Origin of the sequence: Bradyrhizobium sp. Ce-3, assembly GCF_022835695.1 — a bacterium.
Lineage (GTDB): Bacteria > Pseudomonadota > Alphaproteobacteria > Rhizobiales > Xanthobacteraceae > Bradyrhizobium.
In genome coordinates, this window is sequence record NZ_BQUV01000003.1 from 31,519 (window position 1) to 48,095 (window position 16,577).

Sequence of the window (16,577 nt, forward strand, 5' to 3'; positions counted from 1 at the left end):
TCTCCGTGCGGGAGAGGCCGGATTGCGTTGCAGACGCAAATCCGGGTGAGGGGCTGTTCGCAACCGAAGCGGTTCCGAACTGTCCCGATCAAGCGGGACCTGGTTCAGCGCCAAGAGCGATGCGACAAATCCAGGCACTGCCGGACCCAGTATCCATTCACATGGATCAACTGGCATGTGCTCGGCGGCGGCTCCTTGATGATCGGGTAGCCGTGGATATCGATGTTGGTCGGAGCCGTGACGCCGCGCCAGAACACGGCGTTGGCGGCCGGAGGATTGAAGGCGGCGGCGAATGCCGTGACGGCAAGGAGGCCCAAAAGGAGTTTGCGCATAATCTGTGTCCGGGTCGAGGTAATGCACAGAAGCGTACTCCCTTGAGCGGGATGAGCAAGCCGCCGAACGGATCAAAATGACGGCGCGAATTCCGCCGCAAGCCGCAACGTCGCAGGGGCGCTAGCTGCCGTGGACCGCGATACAGGCGAGGGCAACGATGCCGACCGCCGTCAGAACAACCATGACCTGGAAAAGCGCGCGTCCAAGTATCGCCCCCATCAAAGCTCCATCGATCCGGCGGGATCTTTCTTCGAGTATCCATGCGCCGCGATCTCCGAGCATCATCGGCAGGCAAATTTCAATATCGGGATATGCGAATACGTCGCTTCACCGGCTAATGCCGCTCCGCGACAATTCGGTCGACGACCTGCGATAGCTCCGCTTCCATGTCGGAAATGATGTCGTGCAACAGGCGGGCGCCGAGCGGATCGGTCGTCTCTTGCTCCATCGTCTTGAAGCGCATGACGTTGGCGTGTTGTTCGCGAACCTTATCTTCAACCGGTTGCGGCGACGATTGAAAGTCTGGTGCGCCGGACGCAGCGTCAGGCCGATAGGGTTCGCGAAAATCCTGATCCGAATGTGCGGCGTTCTTCATGCAAATTGCCTCCTGGCTCGACGTCCTTTCCTCAGATCCGAGCCGTTGGGCTCGTCGCATATCGATGACTCCGACACCTCGAAAGTTGTTCCGGTTGGAACTTGCAAAGCTCTGCCGGAACCCGCCGGTCGCTGAATTCGGAACCCGAACCAACGGCGTCTTCAGGCATTAACCGTGGTTGATCGTTCGGAGGAAGCCATGAGCTACGCTAGGGCTTACGCGAGGTCGAATCGTAAAATCGCCGTCGTGGTTGAAGACGACGTCATCCAGCGCGACATGATTGCGCTGTTGCTGGAGCAAGGTCATTTTGACGTGATCCAGTGTGAAGACGCGGAGACGGCCGCGCTGGCCATCATGCGGCGTCACCCGTCGCTGGTCGTCACCGACATCAAGCTCACGGGCAAGATGGATGGGATCGAGCTTGCGTATCTGGCCGTCAATTGCGACCCGGGCGTGCGCGTTCTGGTGATCTCGGGCCGGCCTCCGGCCGCGGTCCTGCCTGACGGCGTCAAATTTTTCGAGAAGCCGGTTTATCCACCCGTCCTGCTGCGAGAGCTGGCGTCGTAATGCCCGCGGATCGGGAGATGGGTTGATGCAGGAGGATCCAGAAATCGATTGGCACCGCAAGCAGATCACGAAGAACCGTGAACTGATCGCGGAATTGCAATCCGGCAACACGGCGGGAGCTGACGTGTTTCCGGAGACGCAAGCCGAGATCGATCGTCTCGCGGCACAGATCGAGCAATCGGAACTGATCGTTGCCGCCTACGAAAAGCAGCGGCCGCGGGAATGATCTGGCCTCAAGCAAGCGCGTCGCGCGGTGGCGCGGCGAACGCCTCGTCCAGCGCTGCCGAATACGCCGCCTCGACCAGTGCGGGATGCCGCCGGCCCAGCGCCTCCATCTTCACGCCGGCATTCACCTCGAGCACCTGCCACGCGCCATCGACGCGCACGACGTCGACGGATGCGAAGCGGATGCCGACGGCCAGCGCCGCCTTGATTGCGAGCGCGATGCAGGCCTCGCGTGCCGGGCCGTCGGTGAGCAGCACGGGATCGGCGCCGGCATCGAGATTGTGCCGCCAGTTCAGCAGACACCGTTCGCCGGCAGGCGGAATGGCGTCGAGCGTGGCCGCATCGAAATCCTCGGCCATGGTCTTGAGTTGCTCTGCCGTCGCGGCCGCTTGCGCCAGCGCGCGCAGCGAATGGACGCCGTCGCCGATCACCGACGGCCGCGTCTTGGCGTAGACGATCAGCGCCCGCGCATCGAGCAGCACGACGCGCACCTCGTCCTTGATTTCGACGAAAGGCGAGATCGCAAGACTTGGATGCGCGGCAAGGACGCGTGCGACCGCGCTCTCCAGCTGCGCTGGCGTCGTCACGCGGAAGACAAGTTCGCCTGATGTGCCTTCGTTCGGCTTGACGACAAGTCCGTGCGGATGCTGGTCGAGCAGACGCCGCATCGCCTCCAGCGAGTCCGATCCCGGGATGTGCCTGCTGAGTTTGGTGCCGAGAAACAGCGTGTGCGGAACGGCCGATACGCCCGCCGATGCCAGCACCTCGGCGCAGGCCGATTTGTCGTTGGCGACCTGGTGCGCGACCGCGCTGTTCAGCCCGATGTCGTAGCCGATCGCGAGCCGCCGTTCGTTGCCCCTGGTCATGATGACCAGCCAGCCGCCGGATCGCACCTCGACCGCAATCGCGTGCGCCAAACAATATTTTTTGATGGTTTCCAGGAAGATTCGCTGGCTGATCAGGACCACGAGATCATTTTCCCTTCGGCCTACGGTTTTCGCAGCAATTAATTGCCAGATCGGCGCTGATCTCAGCAAGGAAATTACGTGCAGCGCCGCGTGTTAACGATGTGGTCAGTGAACCTCTGCGCGAAATTGAACGACTGCCATTCTGAGATCGCAATTGCACGCCAGTTGATCTTGACTATCTCATGCATCGGCGCGATGGAAACGCGAGATCTTCAGTGATTTCGGGCACTTCCGTGTCGTCCGAGGCAGCCTAAAAATCAAACCATTCTAAATCTGGTCAATCGAGAAAACGAAAACCCATGAGCGCGTTCTATCGAGAGAAAGTTCTTTCTGTTCAGCACTGGACCGATACGCTTTTCAGCTTCCGGGCGACCCGCGATTCCGGCTTCCGCTTCCAGAATGGCCAGTTTGCCATGATCGGCCTCGAGGTCGACGGCCGGCCGCTGCTGCGCGCCTATTCGATGGCGAGCGCCAATCACGAGGAAGAGCTCGAGTTCTTCTCGATCAAGGTGCAGGACGGCCCGCTCACCTCCAAGCTGCAGAAGATCCGCGAGGGCGACACCATCCTGGTCGGCCGCAAGGCCACCGGCACGCTGATCACCGACAATCTGATTCCCGGCAAGCGGCTGATGCTGCTGTCGACCGGAACCGGCCTCGCGCCGTTCGCCAGCCTGATCAAGGACCCCGAGGTCTATGATCGCTACGACCAGATCCTGCTGGTGCATGGCTGCCGCCAGGTCTCCGAGCTCGCTTATGGCGAGGAACTGGTCGCCAAGCTGCGCGACGACGAATTGTTCGGGCCGCTGCTGTCCGAGAAGCTCTCCTACTATCCGACCGTGACGCGCGAGCCGTTTCGCAATCGCGGCCGCATCACCGACCTGATCACCTCCAACCAGCTGTTCACCGATCTGCATCAGGGCCCGCTCGACATCGAGACCGACCGCATCATGATGTGCGGCAGCCCGGCGATGCTGGACGAGCTGAAGCAGCTGTTCGAGACCCGCGGCTTCAAGGAAGGCAGCGGCAACACCCCCGGTCACTTCGTGATCGAGAAGGCGTTCGTCGAGCGCTGAGGTTACGCCTTATCACCGTCATTCCGGGGCGATGCGTAGCATCGAGCCCGGAATCCATAACCACCACAATTCGTTTGACGAAGGCTGGGGCCCCATCAGGCTCCAGCCTTTTGCATTTGTGGTTATGGATTCCGGGCCCATCGCTTCGCGATGTCCCGGAATGACGACCGGGACGATGGCATCACCCATTCCCCCGCTGCTATAAATCCCCCAACGCCGCGCCACCTTCCCGAACGCGGCGACCCAGGGAGCCGCACCTTGTCCATCACCGATCCGGATGCACCGAAGACCGCCTTTGTGTTCGCCGGCGGCGGCAGCTTTGGCGCGGTGCAGGTCGGTATGCTGCAGGCGCTGGCCGCGCATGGCGTGGCCGCCGACATGGTGGTCGGCTCCAGCGTCGGCGCACTGAACGGCGCGTTCTATGCCGGCGACCCGACGGTCTCGGGCGTGGCGCGGCTGGCCGAGATCTGGCGCGGCCTGAACCGGCAGGACGTGTTCCCGGTGACCTGGCGGACGCTGGTGAGCTTCCTGTGGCGGCGTGACTTCCTGATCCCGCATGACGGTGTCCGCAGGCTGATCGACGACTACATCCCGTTCCGCAATCTCGAGGATGCGCGGATCCCGATCCACATCGTCACCACCGATATCATCAGCGGCGACAGCGTGGTGCTGTCGGAAGGCTCGACCGCCGAGGCGATCGTCGCATCGACCGCGATCCCCGGCGCGTTCACCCCGGTGCATTACCGCGATCGTTACCTGGCCGACGGCGCGATCTCCAGCAATACGCCGGTGCGTGTCGCCGTGAAGCATGGGGCAAAACGCCTGATCGTGCTGCCGACCGGACATGCCTGCGCCAACCAGGCGCCGCCGATCGGTGCGCTCGCCAATGCGCTGCATGCGCTGACGCTGCTGATCGCGGGCAACTCGTCAACGAGCTCGAGAATATCGGTCCCGGTGTCGAGTATTTCGTGGTGCCGCCGCTCTGCCCGCTGGTCGGCTCGCCCTACGATTTCTCCCGCACCGCGGATCATATCGCGCGCGCCCTCGACACCACCAACGCCTGGCTCGACAGCGACGGCCTGAAGCCGGGCCACATCCCGCACGAATTGCAGCCGCACGACCATTGATGCCGGCGGGGCTTTCTTCCCTTGTCACTCTTCCGCTTGGGGAGAGTAATCGCGCTGTCATCGCCCGGCCTGTGCGCAATTGCGCACATGGACCGGGCGATCCAGTACGCCGCGGCTTCTCGGCTCGAGCACTGCGGCCTCTGGAATACAGGATCACCCGCTTTCGCGGGTGATGACAGCGCAAGAGGCGCCTGCACGATTTCGGAATAATGGAAAAGTACCGCTGAGTTGCCCGACGTGTCAAGCCGCCCTGCCGAACGCCGGAAGTCGCCGGCTACTGTGCATGGGGTTGTTTTCGATATTTTGGCCGTGCGCCCCTCGCCCCGCTTCGTTGCAGTGCAAAAGGCAGGACCGTTTCGATTTGACCGACGCCGCACCCGCCCATCCGGGCGGTTGTCACATCTGTGACTGCTCGGCCGTATAACCGTAGTGCACTTGTTCCGCGAGTTGGATTAGGCTCACCGCCGACAGGGTGTTTTCAGGCAGACCGGAGGATTCCATGGATACGATGCTGCTTCCGTTCTCGCCGCGCTTCATCGTGCTGACGATCTGCGCCGTCGTCACCACGCTCCTGCTGCTGGTCGGAATTTTCGACCACAAGGTGTTCAAGCTCGTCCTGATCCCGCTGGTGATCTTCGGCGCGCTGACCCTGCTCGGCATCCGCGACCTCACCCAGAAGAACCACGCGGTGCTGCGCAACTACCCGATCTCGGCGCATGTCCGCTTCCTGCTCGAGGAAATCCGCCCCGAGATGCGGCAGTATTTCTTCGAGAGCGAGAAGGACGGCATGCCGTTCTCCCGCGACACCCGCGCCGTGGTCTATCAGCGCGCCAAGATGGTGCTCGACAAGCGGCCGTTCGGCACCCAGGAGGACGTCTACCGCGAGGGCTATGAGTGGATGCACCACTCGGTGGCGCCGAAGCCGAAGGCCGACCAGAAATTCCGCATCACCATCGGCGGCCCCGACTGCACCAGGCCGTATTCGGCCTCGGTGTTCAACATCTCGGCGATGAGCTTTGGTGCGCTGAGCCCGAACGCGGTGCGGGCGCTCAATGCCGGCGCCAAGAAGGGCGGCTTCGCCCACGACACCGGCGAGGGCGGCGTCAGCCCCTATCACCGCGAGAAGGGCGGCGACATCATCTGGGAGGTCGGCTCCGGCTATTTCGGCTGCCGCAACCGCGACGGCACATTCAATCCGGAGCTGTTCGCCAGCGTCGCGGGCGACGACCAGATCAAGATGGTCGAGCTCAAGATCAGCCAGGGCGCCAAGCCCGGCCATGGCGGCGTGCTGCCGGCGGCGAAGGTCTCCGAGGAGATCTCCAAGATCCGGGGCGTGCCGATGGGCGAGGACTGTATCTCGCCGGCCTATCACAAGGCGTTTTCGACGCCGATCCAGATGATGGAATTCGTCGCGAACATGCGAAAGCTGTCCGGCGGCAAGCCGGCCGGTTTCAAGATGTGCATCGGCCATCCCTGGGAGTTCCTCGCGATCTGCAAGGCGATGCACGAGAGCGGGATCTACCCCGACTTCATCGTGGTCGACGGCAATGAAGGCGGCACCGGCGCCGCGCCGCTCGAATTCATGGATCATTTAGGCATGCCGATGCGCGAGGGCGTCAATTTCGTCCACAATGCGCTGATCGGCATCGGCGCGCGCGACCGCATCAAGATCGGTGCCTCCGGCAAGATCGCGACCGCCTTCGACATGGCGCGCGCGATGGCGATCGGGGCCGATTGGTGCAATTCGGCGCGCGGCTTCATGTTCGCGCTCGGCTGCATCCAGTCCCTGAGCTGCCACACCGATCGCTGCCCGACCGGCGTCACCTCGCAGGATCCGATCCGCAACCGCGCGCTCTACGTGCCCGACAAGATCGAGCGCGTGTACAATTACCACCACTCGACGCTGCACGCGCTGAGCGAGCTGCTGGCGGCGGCCGGCCTCGAGCACACCAAGGAGCTGCGTCCGATCCACTTCTCGCAGCGCTCTTCGACCACCGAGGTCTCTTCCTTCGCCGAGCTCTATCCGACGCTGCGTCCCGGCGAGCTGTTCGACGGAACGCAGGATCGCCGCTTCCGCGAAGCCTGGGCGATGGCGCGGGCGGACTCGTTCCAGCCGGCGGGGTAGGGGCTACGCTTTGTTCGTCAAGCTGACGGCGCACCGAACCATCTGGTCAGCGCCTCGGTGAGCCCCGCCTGCGTTTGCTCGCCCACCCACGCCACGTAGCCGTCGGGCCGGACCAGCACCGCGGCCGGCGCCGGAACCGTTCCGAGCACCGGAAGCTCCCACGCGCCGTTGCATGTCGCGTCGATCCGCTGAATCCGGTCGGGCCAGCCAGTGCTGTCGACGGCACCGCGGGCCCCAAAATTGATCAGCAATGGCCGGGCGTCGCGCAGCAAGGCGAAGACCCGAACCTCGCCGTCAGGCAAGACCAGATCGAGATCCGGCATGCGGCGTCCGAGCAGCGGATGGCCGTCGCCGAGGTCGTAGCGAATGTCGAGCCCCGACATCGTCCCGGCGAGCCGCGTGCGCGGCTCGTCCAGGCTGAGCAGTTCGGACACGAACGCGTCCAGCGCCTTGCTGCGGTCGTCGGTGCGGCGAAGCGCGACCTGCGCCATGGTATTGCGCAGCACGCGGGCGGCGATCGGATGGCGCTCGGCGTGATAACTGTCGAGCAGGCCATCGGGTGAAATGCCCGTCACCACCTGGGCCAGCTTCCACCCCAGGTTCACGGCATCCTGCACGCCGATATTGAGGCCCTGTCCGCCCATCGGCGCATGCACATGCGCGGCGTCGCCGGCGAGCAGGATGCGTCGATCGCGGTAGGCGGCGGCCTGACGCGCCATGTCGGTAAATCGTGAAATCCAGGTCGGATTGTTGATCCCGAAATCAGTTCCGTAGATGCCGATCAGCGCCGCGCGGACGTCGCTCAGGCTGGGCTCGGCGGTCTGCAATTGCCGCTCGGTCAGCACCAGGCGCAAGCCGCGCCCATCCTCGATCTTGCCGATCCCGTGGATGCCGGCGCTATCATGGCGGAAGCCGAGGGGCGGCTCCTCCGCCATCTGCGCCTCCGCGATCAGCCAGCTCACGGTCGGATCCCAGCCGGGGAATTCGATGCCGGCCGTCTTGCGGATCAGGCTGCGTCCGCCGTCGCAGCCAACGAGATATTGCGCGCGCAGCGATGACCCGTCCGAGAGCGCGATATCGACGCCTTCGTCGTGCTGATCAAAGCCGGTCACCTCACGCTGACGGTAGACCGGCACGCCGAACTCGCCGACCCATCCGGCCAGGATGCGCTCGATATGGTTCTGCCACAGTGCGAGCGTGTAATTATGCCGGGTCGGAAAGTCGCTGAGGTCGAGCGGGATCGGGTGAACGTGCACGACCGGATGGCGGTTTCCCTCGGCGATGAACCGGTCCGCGATGCCGCGCTGGTCGAACACCTCGAGCGTTCGTGCAAGCAGGCCGCCCGCGCGCGAGCCAATCACGTCCTGGCTGGCGCGCCGCTCGACAATCGCAACATCGACGCCCGCCAGCGCCAACTCGCCCGCCAGCATCAGCCCGGTCGGACCTCCGCCCGCAATCACCACAGCATGTTCCCGCATCCCGCACTCCTCCGTTCGATTGGGCGCGCGTTCTACGGGATGACCCCGGGCTTGCGGCAAGCCCGGGGGGTCTACATATATCTAAGTGGGGAGAGGGCGTTCGGCCTCAGTTGGCCGTGCCGTGACCACCATCCAAGCCGTCATTGCGAGGAGCGAAGCGACGAAGCAATCCATGCTTCGGCGCGCGCGAAGCGATGGATTGCTTCGCTGCGCTCGCAATGACAGTGAGGCTTCGTAGCCCGGATGCAGCGAAGCGTAATCCGGGATTCTTCCTGCGCGGATGGAGTGCCCCGGATTTCGCTGCGCTCCATCCGGGCTACGTGAACCCTAGAACTCGCCGTGGATGCGGCCGGAGAAGATGTGCACCGGGCCCCGGTCGGCGTTGTAGGCGGGGTTGGTGATGAACTGATAGTCCGCGGTGAGCGTCAGGTTCTTGTTCACCTGATAGGCGTAGTAGGTCTCGAAGATCCGCTCCGGGCTGTAGTTCAACGCGCCGTCGCCGATCAGGAGGCCGAGGCCGCCGGCGGCGAGGTAGTCGCGGTGCGCGGCCGACAGCCCGTTGACCGCGCCGCCGATGCCGATCGTGTCGTTCGCCCGTCCCCACGAGCTGCCCTTGATCGACAGGCCACCCGAAACGCTGCGATCGACATCAGTGAACGACAGGATCTCGTTCCGGCCGTCGTTCCAGCTGAGGCGGCCGAACAGGCCGACATCGGTTGCGATCTGCTGCTCGCCGTTCAGATAGAAGCCGTACTTGGTGTTGTCCTTGCGGATGCCGGCCATCACGTCGTTGATGTCGAGCGCGGGGTTGGCGTCCTCGATCGCCAGTGCCTGGCGATAATTGCCGGTGTTGCCGCGGTTGCCGAACACGCCGAGGCGCAGCTTGCCGGGTTGATCGAAGATCGAGTAGCGGCCTTCGAATTCCACCACCGCGCCGCCGGTGTTGGCATTGGAGACCAGCACGTCGCTGTTCGGCGCGTTGGGCACCTGGAACACGCCGGCGCGCACTGCCCAGTCCTTGCGGTTGAGCTCGACCACGGCACCGCGGGTGTAGCCGGGCAGGTCGGCCGGGAAGTCGTAGGCGGCGGAGGCCCACATCGCCCAGTTCATGAAGTCGGCGCGCGGGTCCTTGGCGTAGGAATTGCCGTCGAAGAAATCGCCCACCGCAAAGCGGCCGACCACGATCGTGAGGCGGTCGATGTCGCGCTTGCCTGCGATCTGGTTGGGACCGTCGGGGACGTCTTCCTGCTCGCCGCCGAAACCGAAGGTCTGCTTGAGAAAGTAGCGCTGTGGCCGGATCTTCGGAAATTCGGCGCCGGCCTTCTGCGCTTCGCCGTTCGAGAAGCCGGCGAGGCCGAGCGTGCCGTTGAGGCCGAAGCCCTGCGCGGTCTCGGGATTGAAGTAGAGTTCGCCGCCTTCCCAGAGCCGCACGCCGAGAAACGCCGTCGTGGTCCAGGTCTGTTGCACCTGACTCACGCCTGGCAGGCTGTTGGTGCCGGAATAGGGCGCGCGGAACGACGGATAGCCCTGACCGAGCAGCGTGGTCTGGCCGTGCACGCTCCAGTCGCTGCTATCAGGCAGTGCGGTCCGCGTCGGCGTCGCCGACCAGGGTGAATCGCCGAGCTGGTAGTTCAGGCCGAATTTCAGCAGATGAATGCGCGGGTCGATGCTGACGCCGGGCATGCCGAAATCGTTGAGGCCGAGCGTGCGGCGCGACAGGTCGATGTAGTCGTATTCGAGTTTCGCGGTCCAATTGCCGCTGATCGCGAATTCGGCGCCGGCGCCGACGGTCCAGCCGGTCTGGTATTGGCCGGGCTCGGAGATCACACTGCCGCTGGCATCATTGACCCTGACCTCGGTGTGCCCCCAGGCGAAACCGCCGGTCACGTAAGGCATCCAAGTGCCGAAGCTGTAGCCGGCGCGGCCGCGCACGGTGCCGACATAGTCGATCGAGGCGTTGAAGGGACCCGGCGGACGCCGCACCGGGTCGGTCGGGCCGGTGAAGGTCGCATCCGCCTCGACGCCGAGCACGAAGCGGTTGGCGAATTCCTTGTTGTAGCCGGCCTGGAAGCCGCCGATGCCGCCGGTGATGGTGGGCGGAAAGAACACGCCCTGTTCCAGGATCGGATTGGTGCCGGGACCGAGGTTGCCGTCGCCATAGCCGACATGGGCGCCGACATAGAAACCGGTCCAGCTGTAGACCGCCTTGGCGGCCGGGGACTTGAGGGGCAGGTCGGCCGCGGCCGCCGACGTGCCGAATGTGGCCGCACCGAGCGCTGCGCCGGCGGCGATCCGAACCCGGAAGAGACGGACGCAGGTCATGACGCGGCTTTCCGCGAGCGCTTGGCGGGTTCGCCCGGCATTGCAGATTTGGCGGCTGCTTGCCACCCGAGATTTGAAGTCATCGCCCGCCGTCCCCGGTCCGATCCGTGTCGTTCCATCCAAAGCCAGGTCAGCACGTAGCATCCTCTGTTGCTTATTGCAAATAATTCGCAATAGCATCTGAGGCGCCCCGGATACCTCTTCGATTTGCACGCCATTATGACAGTCACGTAACGGCGCGCGGCAGCACGTCCTGTGAGCTGCGAAGCGCCACGCAGCTGTGGCAAATCGGTCGGGATCCGGCCGTTCAATCGATGCCGTCATTGTCCTCGTCCCTTGTCTTGATGAATGCCGGCTGCGCTGCCCTGCCGAGCAAGACCCTGGCGCCGGCCCGTTCGACACATCGCGCCATGGACAGCCCCGTCCGCAGCCGGGCGCCTGAAATCATCCGCCGCTGATGGAGCGCGGCCGCGCTGCGCAGGATGGCGCCGGCCAGCCTGAACAACACGATCGCGCTCCATCGCCGGCCGCGGCCGAGTGCGGTCACGCCCCGACCGTCGCGAGCTGCACGATCCGCAGCAGCACGAGCCCGGCGGCAACGACCAGATAGCCGCGCAGCACGATCATCCAGATCCGGCTCAGCGGGCTGAGCCGCGCCGGCGGCAGCCGGTCGAGCGGCGGCATGCGCCAGCTGTCGCGGTCGAACAGCGGTGGCTTGCGCTTGAAGCGGAACGACGCATTGCGGCGCGACGACATCTCGTACAGTTTGACCAGCGCGGTCACCGCGAGCGCCAGCATGCTGCCGCCGACCAGGATGCCGATGATCCATTGCTCGCTGAGGTCGGGGAACAGGACGGCGGCGGTCAGGATCACCGACAGCATCACCAGCGCCGCCACCGCCGCGCCCGTGAACAGGTTCAGCCTGGTCGAATTGACCCAGGGACCAAGGATGTGGCGGTCGTTGCACAGCAGGAGCAGGAACACGGTCGCACTCGGCAGCAGCACGCCGGCCAGCGTCTGCACCGCGTTGGTGAGCAGTCCGAGCGGCGTGCCCGGCGTCAGCACCAGCACCGCGGCGAGCACGATCAGTCCGCAATAGACGCTGTAGAAGCCCTTCGCGTCCCACGGCTTGCGGTGCAGGGAGTGCTTGACCGCGAACACGTCGCCGATCGCGTAAGCCGTTGCGAGCGAAACTGCCGCCGCGCCAATGATGCAGGCATCGAGCAGCGCCAGGGCGAACAAGATCGCGGGCAGCCGCCCGGCATATTTCTCCAGGCCCACCGCGGTGCCGAGCGCGTCGGTGTAATTGCCGAATTCGGGCTTCCCTGCGAACACCGCGGCACAGAACGAGATCATTGCAACCGCACCGACCACCACCAGCACGATGCCGATGCACAGGTCGATCCGCTCATAGCGGATGAAGCGCGGCGTGATCCGCTTGTCGACGATGTAGCTCTGCTGGAAGAACAATTGCCACGGCGCCACGGTGGTGCCGACGATGGCGACGATCAGGAGCATTACCTCGCTCAGCTTGGCGTCTTGCGGCATCTTCGGCACGAAGAAATCCGCCGCGATCTGCCCGACCGGCGGGTGCACCATCAGGATCACCGGCACCAGCAGCAGGCTGCCTGCGACCAGCACGATGCCGAAGCGCTCGAAGCGGCGGAAGTCGCCGGTCGAGACCGCGAGCATCACGATCGCAGCCGATGCCAGCACGCCCCAGAACTGCGAGACGCCAAGGAATTGCAGCGCCAGCGTGATGCCGATGAATTCGGTGACGATGGTCAGCGCGTTCAGCACCAGCAGATCGATCACGCTGAAGGCGCCCCAGAACTTGCCGAAGCGCTCGAAGATCAGCCGCGCATGGCCGACGCCGGTGACGGCGCCGAGCCGCACCACCATCTCCTGGTTGACGTAGAGCACCGGGATCAAGAGCAGCAGCGTCCACAGCAGCGTGGTGCCGTAGTTCTGTCCGGCCTGGGTGTAGGTGCCGAACGCACCGGCGTCGTTGTCGCCGACCATCACGATCAGCCCGGGGCCGACAATCGCCAGCAACGTCTTCAGCCGGGCCAGCAGGGTCGCGCGCGGCGCAATGTCGTCGCGGGCGATGCTGCCGAGCGCGCCATGGATGTCGCCGGCATGCGCGCTGTCGAGAATGGCGGTCTGGGTGGTGTTGCTTTCGGTCATTTCGCGTCTCCTCGCCGCCTTTCGGGCACGGCGGGAGGGACGCAGGCGTCGTCAGGCGCGCACGTCTCCGCTACCGTGAGCAGCGGCATTTCCAGATGTGATGCAGTTCAAGAGTCCCGTTGCCGCGCCGCGATGGCGCGCAACGGGACGACTAGGTCCTTCGTCCATATCGGCCTCCCAGGCGTACGGCCGCGGCGTGACGCGCGCTCGCGCGCAGGCCGAAACGCCGGCCCGCGTGCGGCTGCTGATCAGAGTCGCCGCCGGTCTCCTCGACGGTCCACCGGCATTCCAGGCGGCCGTCGATCAGGATCCAATGACAGGCCGGGGTTGGACGCCGGCGATCCGCCGGGCGGCGAAAGCCCGGCAGGTTGTCATTGGAATGAATGGCCGCTCGCGGCGAGATACGCCGCGGCTCGAACGGCCGGAATTTTGCGAGCTTTTCGAACATCGCTCACCTCCACTTCCGCTGTCGCGCGGCAGGCCGGTGAGGAGCAGGCGGTTACGTCAGGCGCGACCACCCATCCACGCAGGCGAGAACTGCGCGATCAGTCTTGCTGTGTTGCGGCGTCAAGTGTCCCGTTGCCGGTCTACTGTCGCCTGAGTTGCTACTGCCCATGTGCCTTCTGTGTTGGCTCGTGGTCGAGTGTGTGTCCGGGGCAAACCCCGCTGCGGAACGAGTGCTCCGACAATCGGGCACTACGCCCGCCGCAATGGCCTGTCAAGCCGATTTTCCTATCCTCCGGGGAGGATCATGGCTATCCTCCCCGGAGGATAGGAGAACCGAATGTCCGACGACCATCCGCACGCCGCGATCGCCCGGCGTCTGAAGCGCGCCAACGGCCATCTCGAGACCATCGTCGAGATGATCGAGCAGGGCCGGCCCTGCGCGCAGATCGCCCAGCAATTGCAGGCGGTGGAGAGCGCGATCGAAAGCGCCAAGAAGGCGCTGATCCACGATCACATCGGCCACAGCCTGGAAGAGACGCTGAAGGCCTCCGGCCCGAAGGGCCGCGGCGTGCTGCGCGACTTCCGGCTGATCGCCAAATATCTGTGATCGCCGCGCTCAAGAATTGACCCGCCCGGGGGGATCACCGGACGGGTCGTGTACGACACGGGGTGGATGAGGACCCGCGCCGAACGCAGGATCCGCAGCCTTTAAGGAAACCCGTCGATCAGTAGCAGGAGCGTACGCGCCCGATGTAGTTGCCGTAGGCGTCGAACTGGCGAACCCAGGCGCAGCGGCGATAGCCGTTGTAGTAGTAGCCGTCATTGGCCGCGATCGCGCTGCCGACGATGGCGGCGCCGACGAGACCCGCACCAACGCCCCAGCCCCAGCCATACGGCCTGGCTTCGGCCTGCGACGTGGTGGACGCGATGGTGCCGGTCACGGCGAGCGCGGTGAGGGCGAGGGCGGCAAACTTGGTCTTGATCGACATGGAATACTCCATCCTGTGTGAGCGCGGCGCCGGTGTGGTCCGCATGCCCGTTGGACGGAGGCTTCCCGGTTCCGGTTCGAACGCGGTGCCGGAAATATGGTTTCGTGAATTGTTTCGTCGGCCTCTCGCGGGACGATGCAATTCCGGTCAGCTGCCGCGAAACGCGCCCGGATCGAACCTGTCGACGTCGGCGAGCAGCTCGCAGAACGCGCGCGCACCGTGCTCGATCAGCTTCTCGCCCTTCTCGGCCGAGGCCTTGGTCGCATCGCCGATCGCACCGCTCGGATGGAGGTCCTGCGCCTGCCAGGCGAACGGCGCCGGCCGTTGCGTCGACAGATGGCGGTGATCCTTCTCGATCTGCACGCTTGCCGGCTTGAAGTCCGCGATCGCGTCCTTGCGCACGTGTTGCGGATATTTCGCCAGCATGATCGAGGTCTCGACCGCGCCGCCATGGATGCCGTGGCGCAGTTCGTCAGCGTCGAACAGCCCGTCCGGCGCTCCGAAGCGCGACCAGCTCGTGGTCACCGCCAGCATCTTGTGCTGCGCGCGCAGGTCCTGCGCGACGAGCTGCATGGCGGTGGAATTGCCGCCATGGCTCGTCACCATCACGAGCTTCCTGATGCCGGCGCGCGCCACGCTCTCGCCGAGCGCCATCCAGCTGTTCAGCGCCACCTTGGTCGGCAGCGTCAGCGTGCCCGGAAAGTCGATATGCTCGGTGGAGATGCCGACCGGCTGTAATGGCAGGAACGTGGCCGGGATGGCCGCCGGCAGCAGCTCGCGCACCCGCGCCAGATAGGCCTCGCCGATCATGACGTCGGTTCCCAGCGGAAGATGCGGCCCGTGCTGCTCGGTCGCGGCGAGCGGCAGCACCGCGATCCAGCGCGCCGCCGCCCCCTTGGCGAGGTCGGGCCAGTGGATGGCGGTCCAGTCACGGGGCGGGAGCTGAGAAGTCATCGGGCCGGTTGTCTCAATACAAGCGTTTCATTGGATGGATTTGCGGGCTAGTTTGTCTAACATCATTCGGGGCGTTCGCGTCTCCGGGCGCGGTCCACGTGTCCCGCCTTCCATCATGGGCCAAAATATCAGACGGAGTCCAACCATGATCCGGGCCTTTTTGCCGCGAGCGTTAACCACGAGCCTGCTGGCCGCTGCCTTCGGCCTCGCCGTGGCCCTTGTCCCGGCACGGGCGCAGACTCTGGACAGGGTTTCGTTCGGCACCAACTGGGTCGCCGAGGGCGAGCATGGCGGGTTCTTCCAGGCGCTGGCCGACGGCACCTACAAGAAATACGGCCTCGACGTCACCATCGTGCCCGGCGGTCCCAACGAGAACAACCGCATGCTGCTGATCGCGGGCAAGCTCGACTTCTTCATGAGCGCGAACTCGCTGCAGACCTTCGATGCCGTCACCAACAACGTGCCGCTGGTCGCAGTCGCCGCGATGTTCCAGAAGGACCCGCAGGTCTTCCTCACCCACCCCGAGGCCAAGGTTGCCAAGATCGAGGATCTGAAGCCGCTGACCCTGCTGATCTCGAAAGAGGGCATCACCAGCTACTTCCAGTGGCTGAAGTCGGAATACGGCTTCGACGAGAACAAGGTGAAGCCCTACACCTTCAACCCGCAGCCCTTCATCGTGAACAAGCAGACCGCGATGCAGGGCTATGTCACCTCGGAGCCCTTTGCGGTGGAGAAGGCGGCCGGCTTCAAGCCGAACGTCCTGTTGATTGCCGATTACGGTTTCAACTCCTACTCGACGCTGATCGAGACCCGCCGCGACCTGGTCGACAAGAAGCCCGACCTGGTGCAGCGCTTCGTCGATGCCTCGATCGTCGGCTGGTACACCTATGTCTACGGCGACAACTCGGCCGGCAATGCGATGATCAAGAAGCTGAACCCCGACATGAACGACGAGCTGCTGGCCTATTGTGTCGCCAAGATGCGCGAGCACGGCATCGTCGATTCCGGCGATTCCATCAAGAACGGCATCGGCGCCATGACCGACGAGCGGATGGCAAGCTTCTTCGACAAGATGGTGCGCGCCGGCGTGGTCAAGAGCACCATCGACTATCGCCAGGGCTACACGCTGCGCTTCGTCAACAAGGCAGTCGGCGCCGAGCTGCGGCCGAAGAACTGACCGGTGCGGA

Annotated in this window: 18 protein-coding genes; 7 read left to right on the forward strand and 11 right to left on the reverse strand. The window is 64.6% G+C overall.

Annotation, left to right across the window (positions count from 1 at the left end):
- Positions 1-104 precede the first annotated feature (104 nt).
- Entirely contained in the window at positions 105-332 is a 228-nt protein-coding gene (locus BRSPCE3_RS11195; protein ID WP_244065878.1) for a hypothetical protein, read from the reverse strand.
- A gap of 335 nt (positions 333-667) precedes the next feature.
- Positions 668-928 (reverse strand): hypothetical protein, encoded by a 261-nt coding sequence (locus BRSPCE3_RS11200; protein WP_244065879.1) that lies wholly within the window; start codon positions 926-928, stop codon positions 668-670.
- Between the two features lie 198 nt (positions 929-1,126).
- On the opposite strand from BRSPCE3_RS11200, the gene BRSPCE3_RS11205 reads away from it, so the two are divergent.
- The gene (locus BRSPCE3_RS11205) at positions 1,127-1,495 is read left to right on the forward strand and encodes a response regulator (RefSeq protein WP_244065880.1); all 369 of its coding nucleotides are present in this window, start codon (positions 1,127-1,129) and stop codon (positions 1,493-1,495) included.
- A 25-nt stretch (positions 1,496-1,520) separates the two neighbouring features.
- Positions 1,521-1,721 (forward strand): hypothetical protein, encoded by a 201-nt coding sequence (locus BRSPCE3_RS11210; protein WP_244065881.1) that lies wholly within the window; start codon positions 1,521-1,523, stop codon positions 1,719-1,721.
- A gap of 7 nt (positions 1,722-1,728) precedes the next feature.
- On the opposite strand, the gene BRSPCE3_RS11215 is transcribed toward BRSPCE3_RS11210, so the two are convergent.
- Entirely contained in the window at positions 1,729-2,688 is a 960-nt protein-coding gene (locus BRSPCE3_RS11215) for a RimK family alpha-L-glutamate ligase (protein WP_244065882.1), read from the reverse strand.
- Positions 2,689-2,987: 299 nt separating this feature from the next.
- Here BRSPCE3_RS11215 and BRSPCE3_RS11220 point away from each other — a divergent pair, with 299 nt between their 5' ends.
- A complete protein-coding gene (locus BRSPCE3_RS11220; protein WP_092119813.1) occupies positions 2,988-3,761 on the forward strand; it encodes a ferredoxin--NADP reductase in 774 nt (257 codons plus the stop codon).
- Between the two features lie 18 nt (positions 3,762-3,779).
- Here BRSPCE3_RS11220 and BRSPCE3_RS11225 read toward each other — a convergent pair whose 3' ends face one another.
- A complete protein-coding gene (locus BRSPCE3_RS11225) occupies positions 3,780-3,950 on the reverse strand; it encodes a hypothetical protein (RefSeq protein ID WP_244065883.1) in 171 nt (56 codons plus the stop codon).
- Positions 3,951-4,019: 69 nt separating this feature from the next.
- Between BRSPCE3_RS11225 and BRSPCE3_RS11230 the strand changes: the two genes are divergently transcribed.
- Positions 4,020-4,844 (forward strand): patatin-like phospholipase family protein, encoded by an 825-nt coding sequence (locus BRSPCE3_RS11230; protein WP_244065884.1) that lies wholly within the window; start codon positions 4,020-4,022, stop codon positions 4,842-4,844.
- Positions 4,845-5,387: 543 nt separating this feature from the next.
- Entirely contained in the window at positions 5,388-7,013 is a 1,626-nt protein-coding gene (locus BRSPCE3_RS11235) for an FMN-binding glutamate synthase family protein (RefSeq protein ID WP_244065885.1), read from the forward strand.
- A 17-nt stretch (positions 7,014-7,030) separates the two neighbouring features.
- On the opposite strand, the gene BRSPCE3_RS11240 is transcribed toward BRSPCE3_RS11235, so the two are convergent.
- From BRSPCE3_RS11240 to BRSPCE3_RS11260, 5 genes are all read right to left on the reverse strand, one after another.
- Positions 7,031-8,491 carry an FAD-dependent monooxygenase gene (locus BRSPCE3_RS11240; protein WP_244066519.1) on the reverse strand — a complete coding sequence of 487 codons (1,461 nt, stop codon included), beginning with the start codon at positions 8,489-8,491 and terminating at the stop codon, positions 7,031-7,033.
- 327 nt (positions 8,492-8,818) lie between these two features.
- Positions 8,819-10,813, reverse strand: a complete 1,995-nt coding sequence (locus tag BRSPCE3_RS11245) for a carbohydrate porin (protein WP_244065886.1) — start codon at positions 10,811-10,813, stop codon at positions 8,819-8,821.
- Positions 10,814-11,120: 307 nt separating this feature from the next.
- On the reverse strand, positions 11,121-11,321 hold the full coding sequence (locus BRSPCE3_RS11250) for a hypothetical protein (RefSeq protein WP_244065887.1): 201 nt from the start codon (positions 11,319-11,321) through the stop codon (positions 11,121-11,123).
- 35 nt (positions 11,322-11,356) lie between these two features.
- On the reverse strand, positions 11,357-13,000 hold the full coding sequence (locus BRSPCE3_RS11255) for an NRAMP family divalent metal transporter (protein WP_244065888.1): 1,644 nt from the start codon (positions 12,998-13,000) through the stop codon (positions 11,357-11,359).
- A 151-nt stretch (positions 13,001-13,151) separates the two neighbouring features.
- Entirely contained in the window at positions 13,152-13,448 is a 297-nt protein-coding gene (locus BRSPCE3_RS11260; RefSeq protein ID WP_244065889.1) for a hypothetical protein, read from the reverse strand.
- Positions 13,449-13,784: 336 nt separating this feature from the next.
- Between BRSPCE3_RS11260 and BRSPCE3_RS11265 the strand changes: the two genes are divergently transcribed.
- Positions 13,785-14,054: a metal-sensing transcriptional repressor gene (locus BRSPCE3_RS11265; RefSeq protein WP_106328070.1), complete on the forward strand. Its 270-nt coding sequence runs from the start codon at positions 13,785-13,787 to the stop codon at positions 14,052-14,054.
- A 118-nt stretch (positions 14,055-14,172) separates the two neighbouring features.
- On the opposite strand, the gene BRSPCE3_RS11270 is transcribed toward BRSPCE3_RS11265, so the two are convergent.
- A complete protein-coding gene (locus BRSPCE3_RS11270; protein ID WP_244065890.1) occupies positions 14,173-14,436 on the reverse strand; it encodes a hypothetical protein in 264 nt (87 codons plus the stop codon).
- Between the two features lie 147 nt (positions 14,437-14,583).
- Positions 14,584-15,390 (reverse strand): creatininase family protein, encoded by an 807-nt coding sequence (locus BRSPCE3_RS11275; RefSeq protein ID WP_244065891.1) that lies wholly within the window; start codon positions 15,388-15,390, stop codon positions 14,584-14,586.
- Positions 15,391-15,535: 145 nt separating this feature from the next.
- Here BRSPCE3_RS11275 and BRSPCE3_RS11280 point away from each other — a divergent pair, with 145 nt between their 5' ends.
- Positions 15,536-16,567 (forward strand): ABC transporter substrate-binding protein, encoded by a 1,032-nt coding sequence (locus tag BRSPCE3_RS11280; protein WP_244065892.1) that lies wholly within the window; start codon positions 15,536-15,538, stop codon positions 16,565-16,567.
- Positions 16,568-16,577: the final 10 nt, after the last annotated feature.

Bases quoted from the DNA above. Each gene is read 5' to 3' on its own strand.
- BRSPCE3_RS11210 (WP_244065881.1), top strand. From the start codon at position 1,521: ATGCAGGAGGATCCAGAAATCGATTGGCACCGCAAGCAGATCACGAAG.
- BRSPCE3_RS11270 (WP_244065890.1), bottom strand. From the start codon at position 14,436: ATGTCGATCAAGACCAAGTTTGCCGCCCTCGCCCTCACCGCGCTCGCC.
- BRSPCE3_RS11205 (WP_244065880.1), top strand. From the start codon at position 1,127: ATGAGCTACGCTAGGGCTTACGCGAGGTCGAATCGTAAAATCGCCGTC.
- BRSPCE3_RS11195 (WP_244065878.1), bottom strand. From the start codon at position 332: ATGCGCAAACTCCTTTTGGGCCTCCTTGCCGTCACGGCATTCGCCGCC.
- BRSPCE3_RS11235 (WP_244065885.1), top strand. From the start codon at position 5,388: ATGGATACGATGCTGCTTCCGTTCTCGCCGCGCTTCATCGTGCTGACG.
- BRSPCE3_RS11260 (WP_244065889.1), bottom strand. From the start codon at position 13,448: ATGTTCGAAAAGCTCGCAAAATTCCGGCCGTTCGAGCCGCGGCGTATC.
- BRSPCE3_RS11200 (WP_244065879.1), bottom strand. From the start codon at position 928: ATGAAGAACGCCGCACATTCGGATCAGGATTTTCGCGAACCCTATCGG.
- BRSPCE3_RS11275 (WP_244065891.1), bottom strand. From the start codon at position 15,390: ATGACTTCTCAGCTCCCGCCCCGTGACTGGACCGCCATCCACTGGCCC.
- BRSPCE3_RS11255 (WP_244065888.1), bottom strand. From the start codon at position 13,000: ATGACCGAAAGCAACACCACCCAGACCGCCATTCTCGACAGCGCGCAT.
- BRSPCE3_RS11220 (WP_092119813.1), top strand. From the start codon at position 2,988: ATGAGCGCGTTCTATCGAGAGAAAGTTCTTTCTGTTCAGCACTGGACC.
- BRSPCE3_RS11240 (WP_244066519.1), bottom strand. From the start codon at position 8,491: ATGCGGGAACATGCTGTGGTGATTGCGGGCGGAGGTCCGACCGGGCTG.
- BRSPCE3_RS11265 (WP_106328070.1), top strand. From the start codon at position 13,785: ATGTCCGACGACCATCCGCACGCCGCGATCGCCCGGCGTCTGAAGCGC.
- BRSPCE3_RS11225 (WP_244065883.1), bottom strand. From the start codon at position 3,950: ATGGGTGATGCCATCGTCCCGGTCGTCATTCCGGGACATCGCGAAGCG.
- BRSPCE3_RS11280 (WP_244065892.1), top strand. From the start codon at position 15,536: ATGATCCGGGCCTTTTTGCCGCGAGCGTTAACCACGAGCCTGCTGGCC.
- BRSPCE3_RS11245 (WP_244065886.1), bottom strand. From the start codon at position 10,813: ATGACCTGCGTCCGTCTCTTCCGGGTTCGGATCGCCGCCGGCGCAGCG.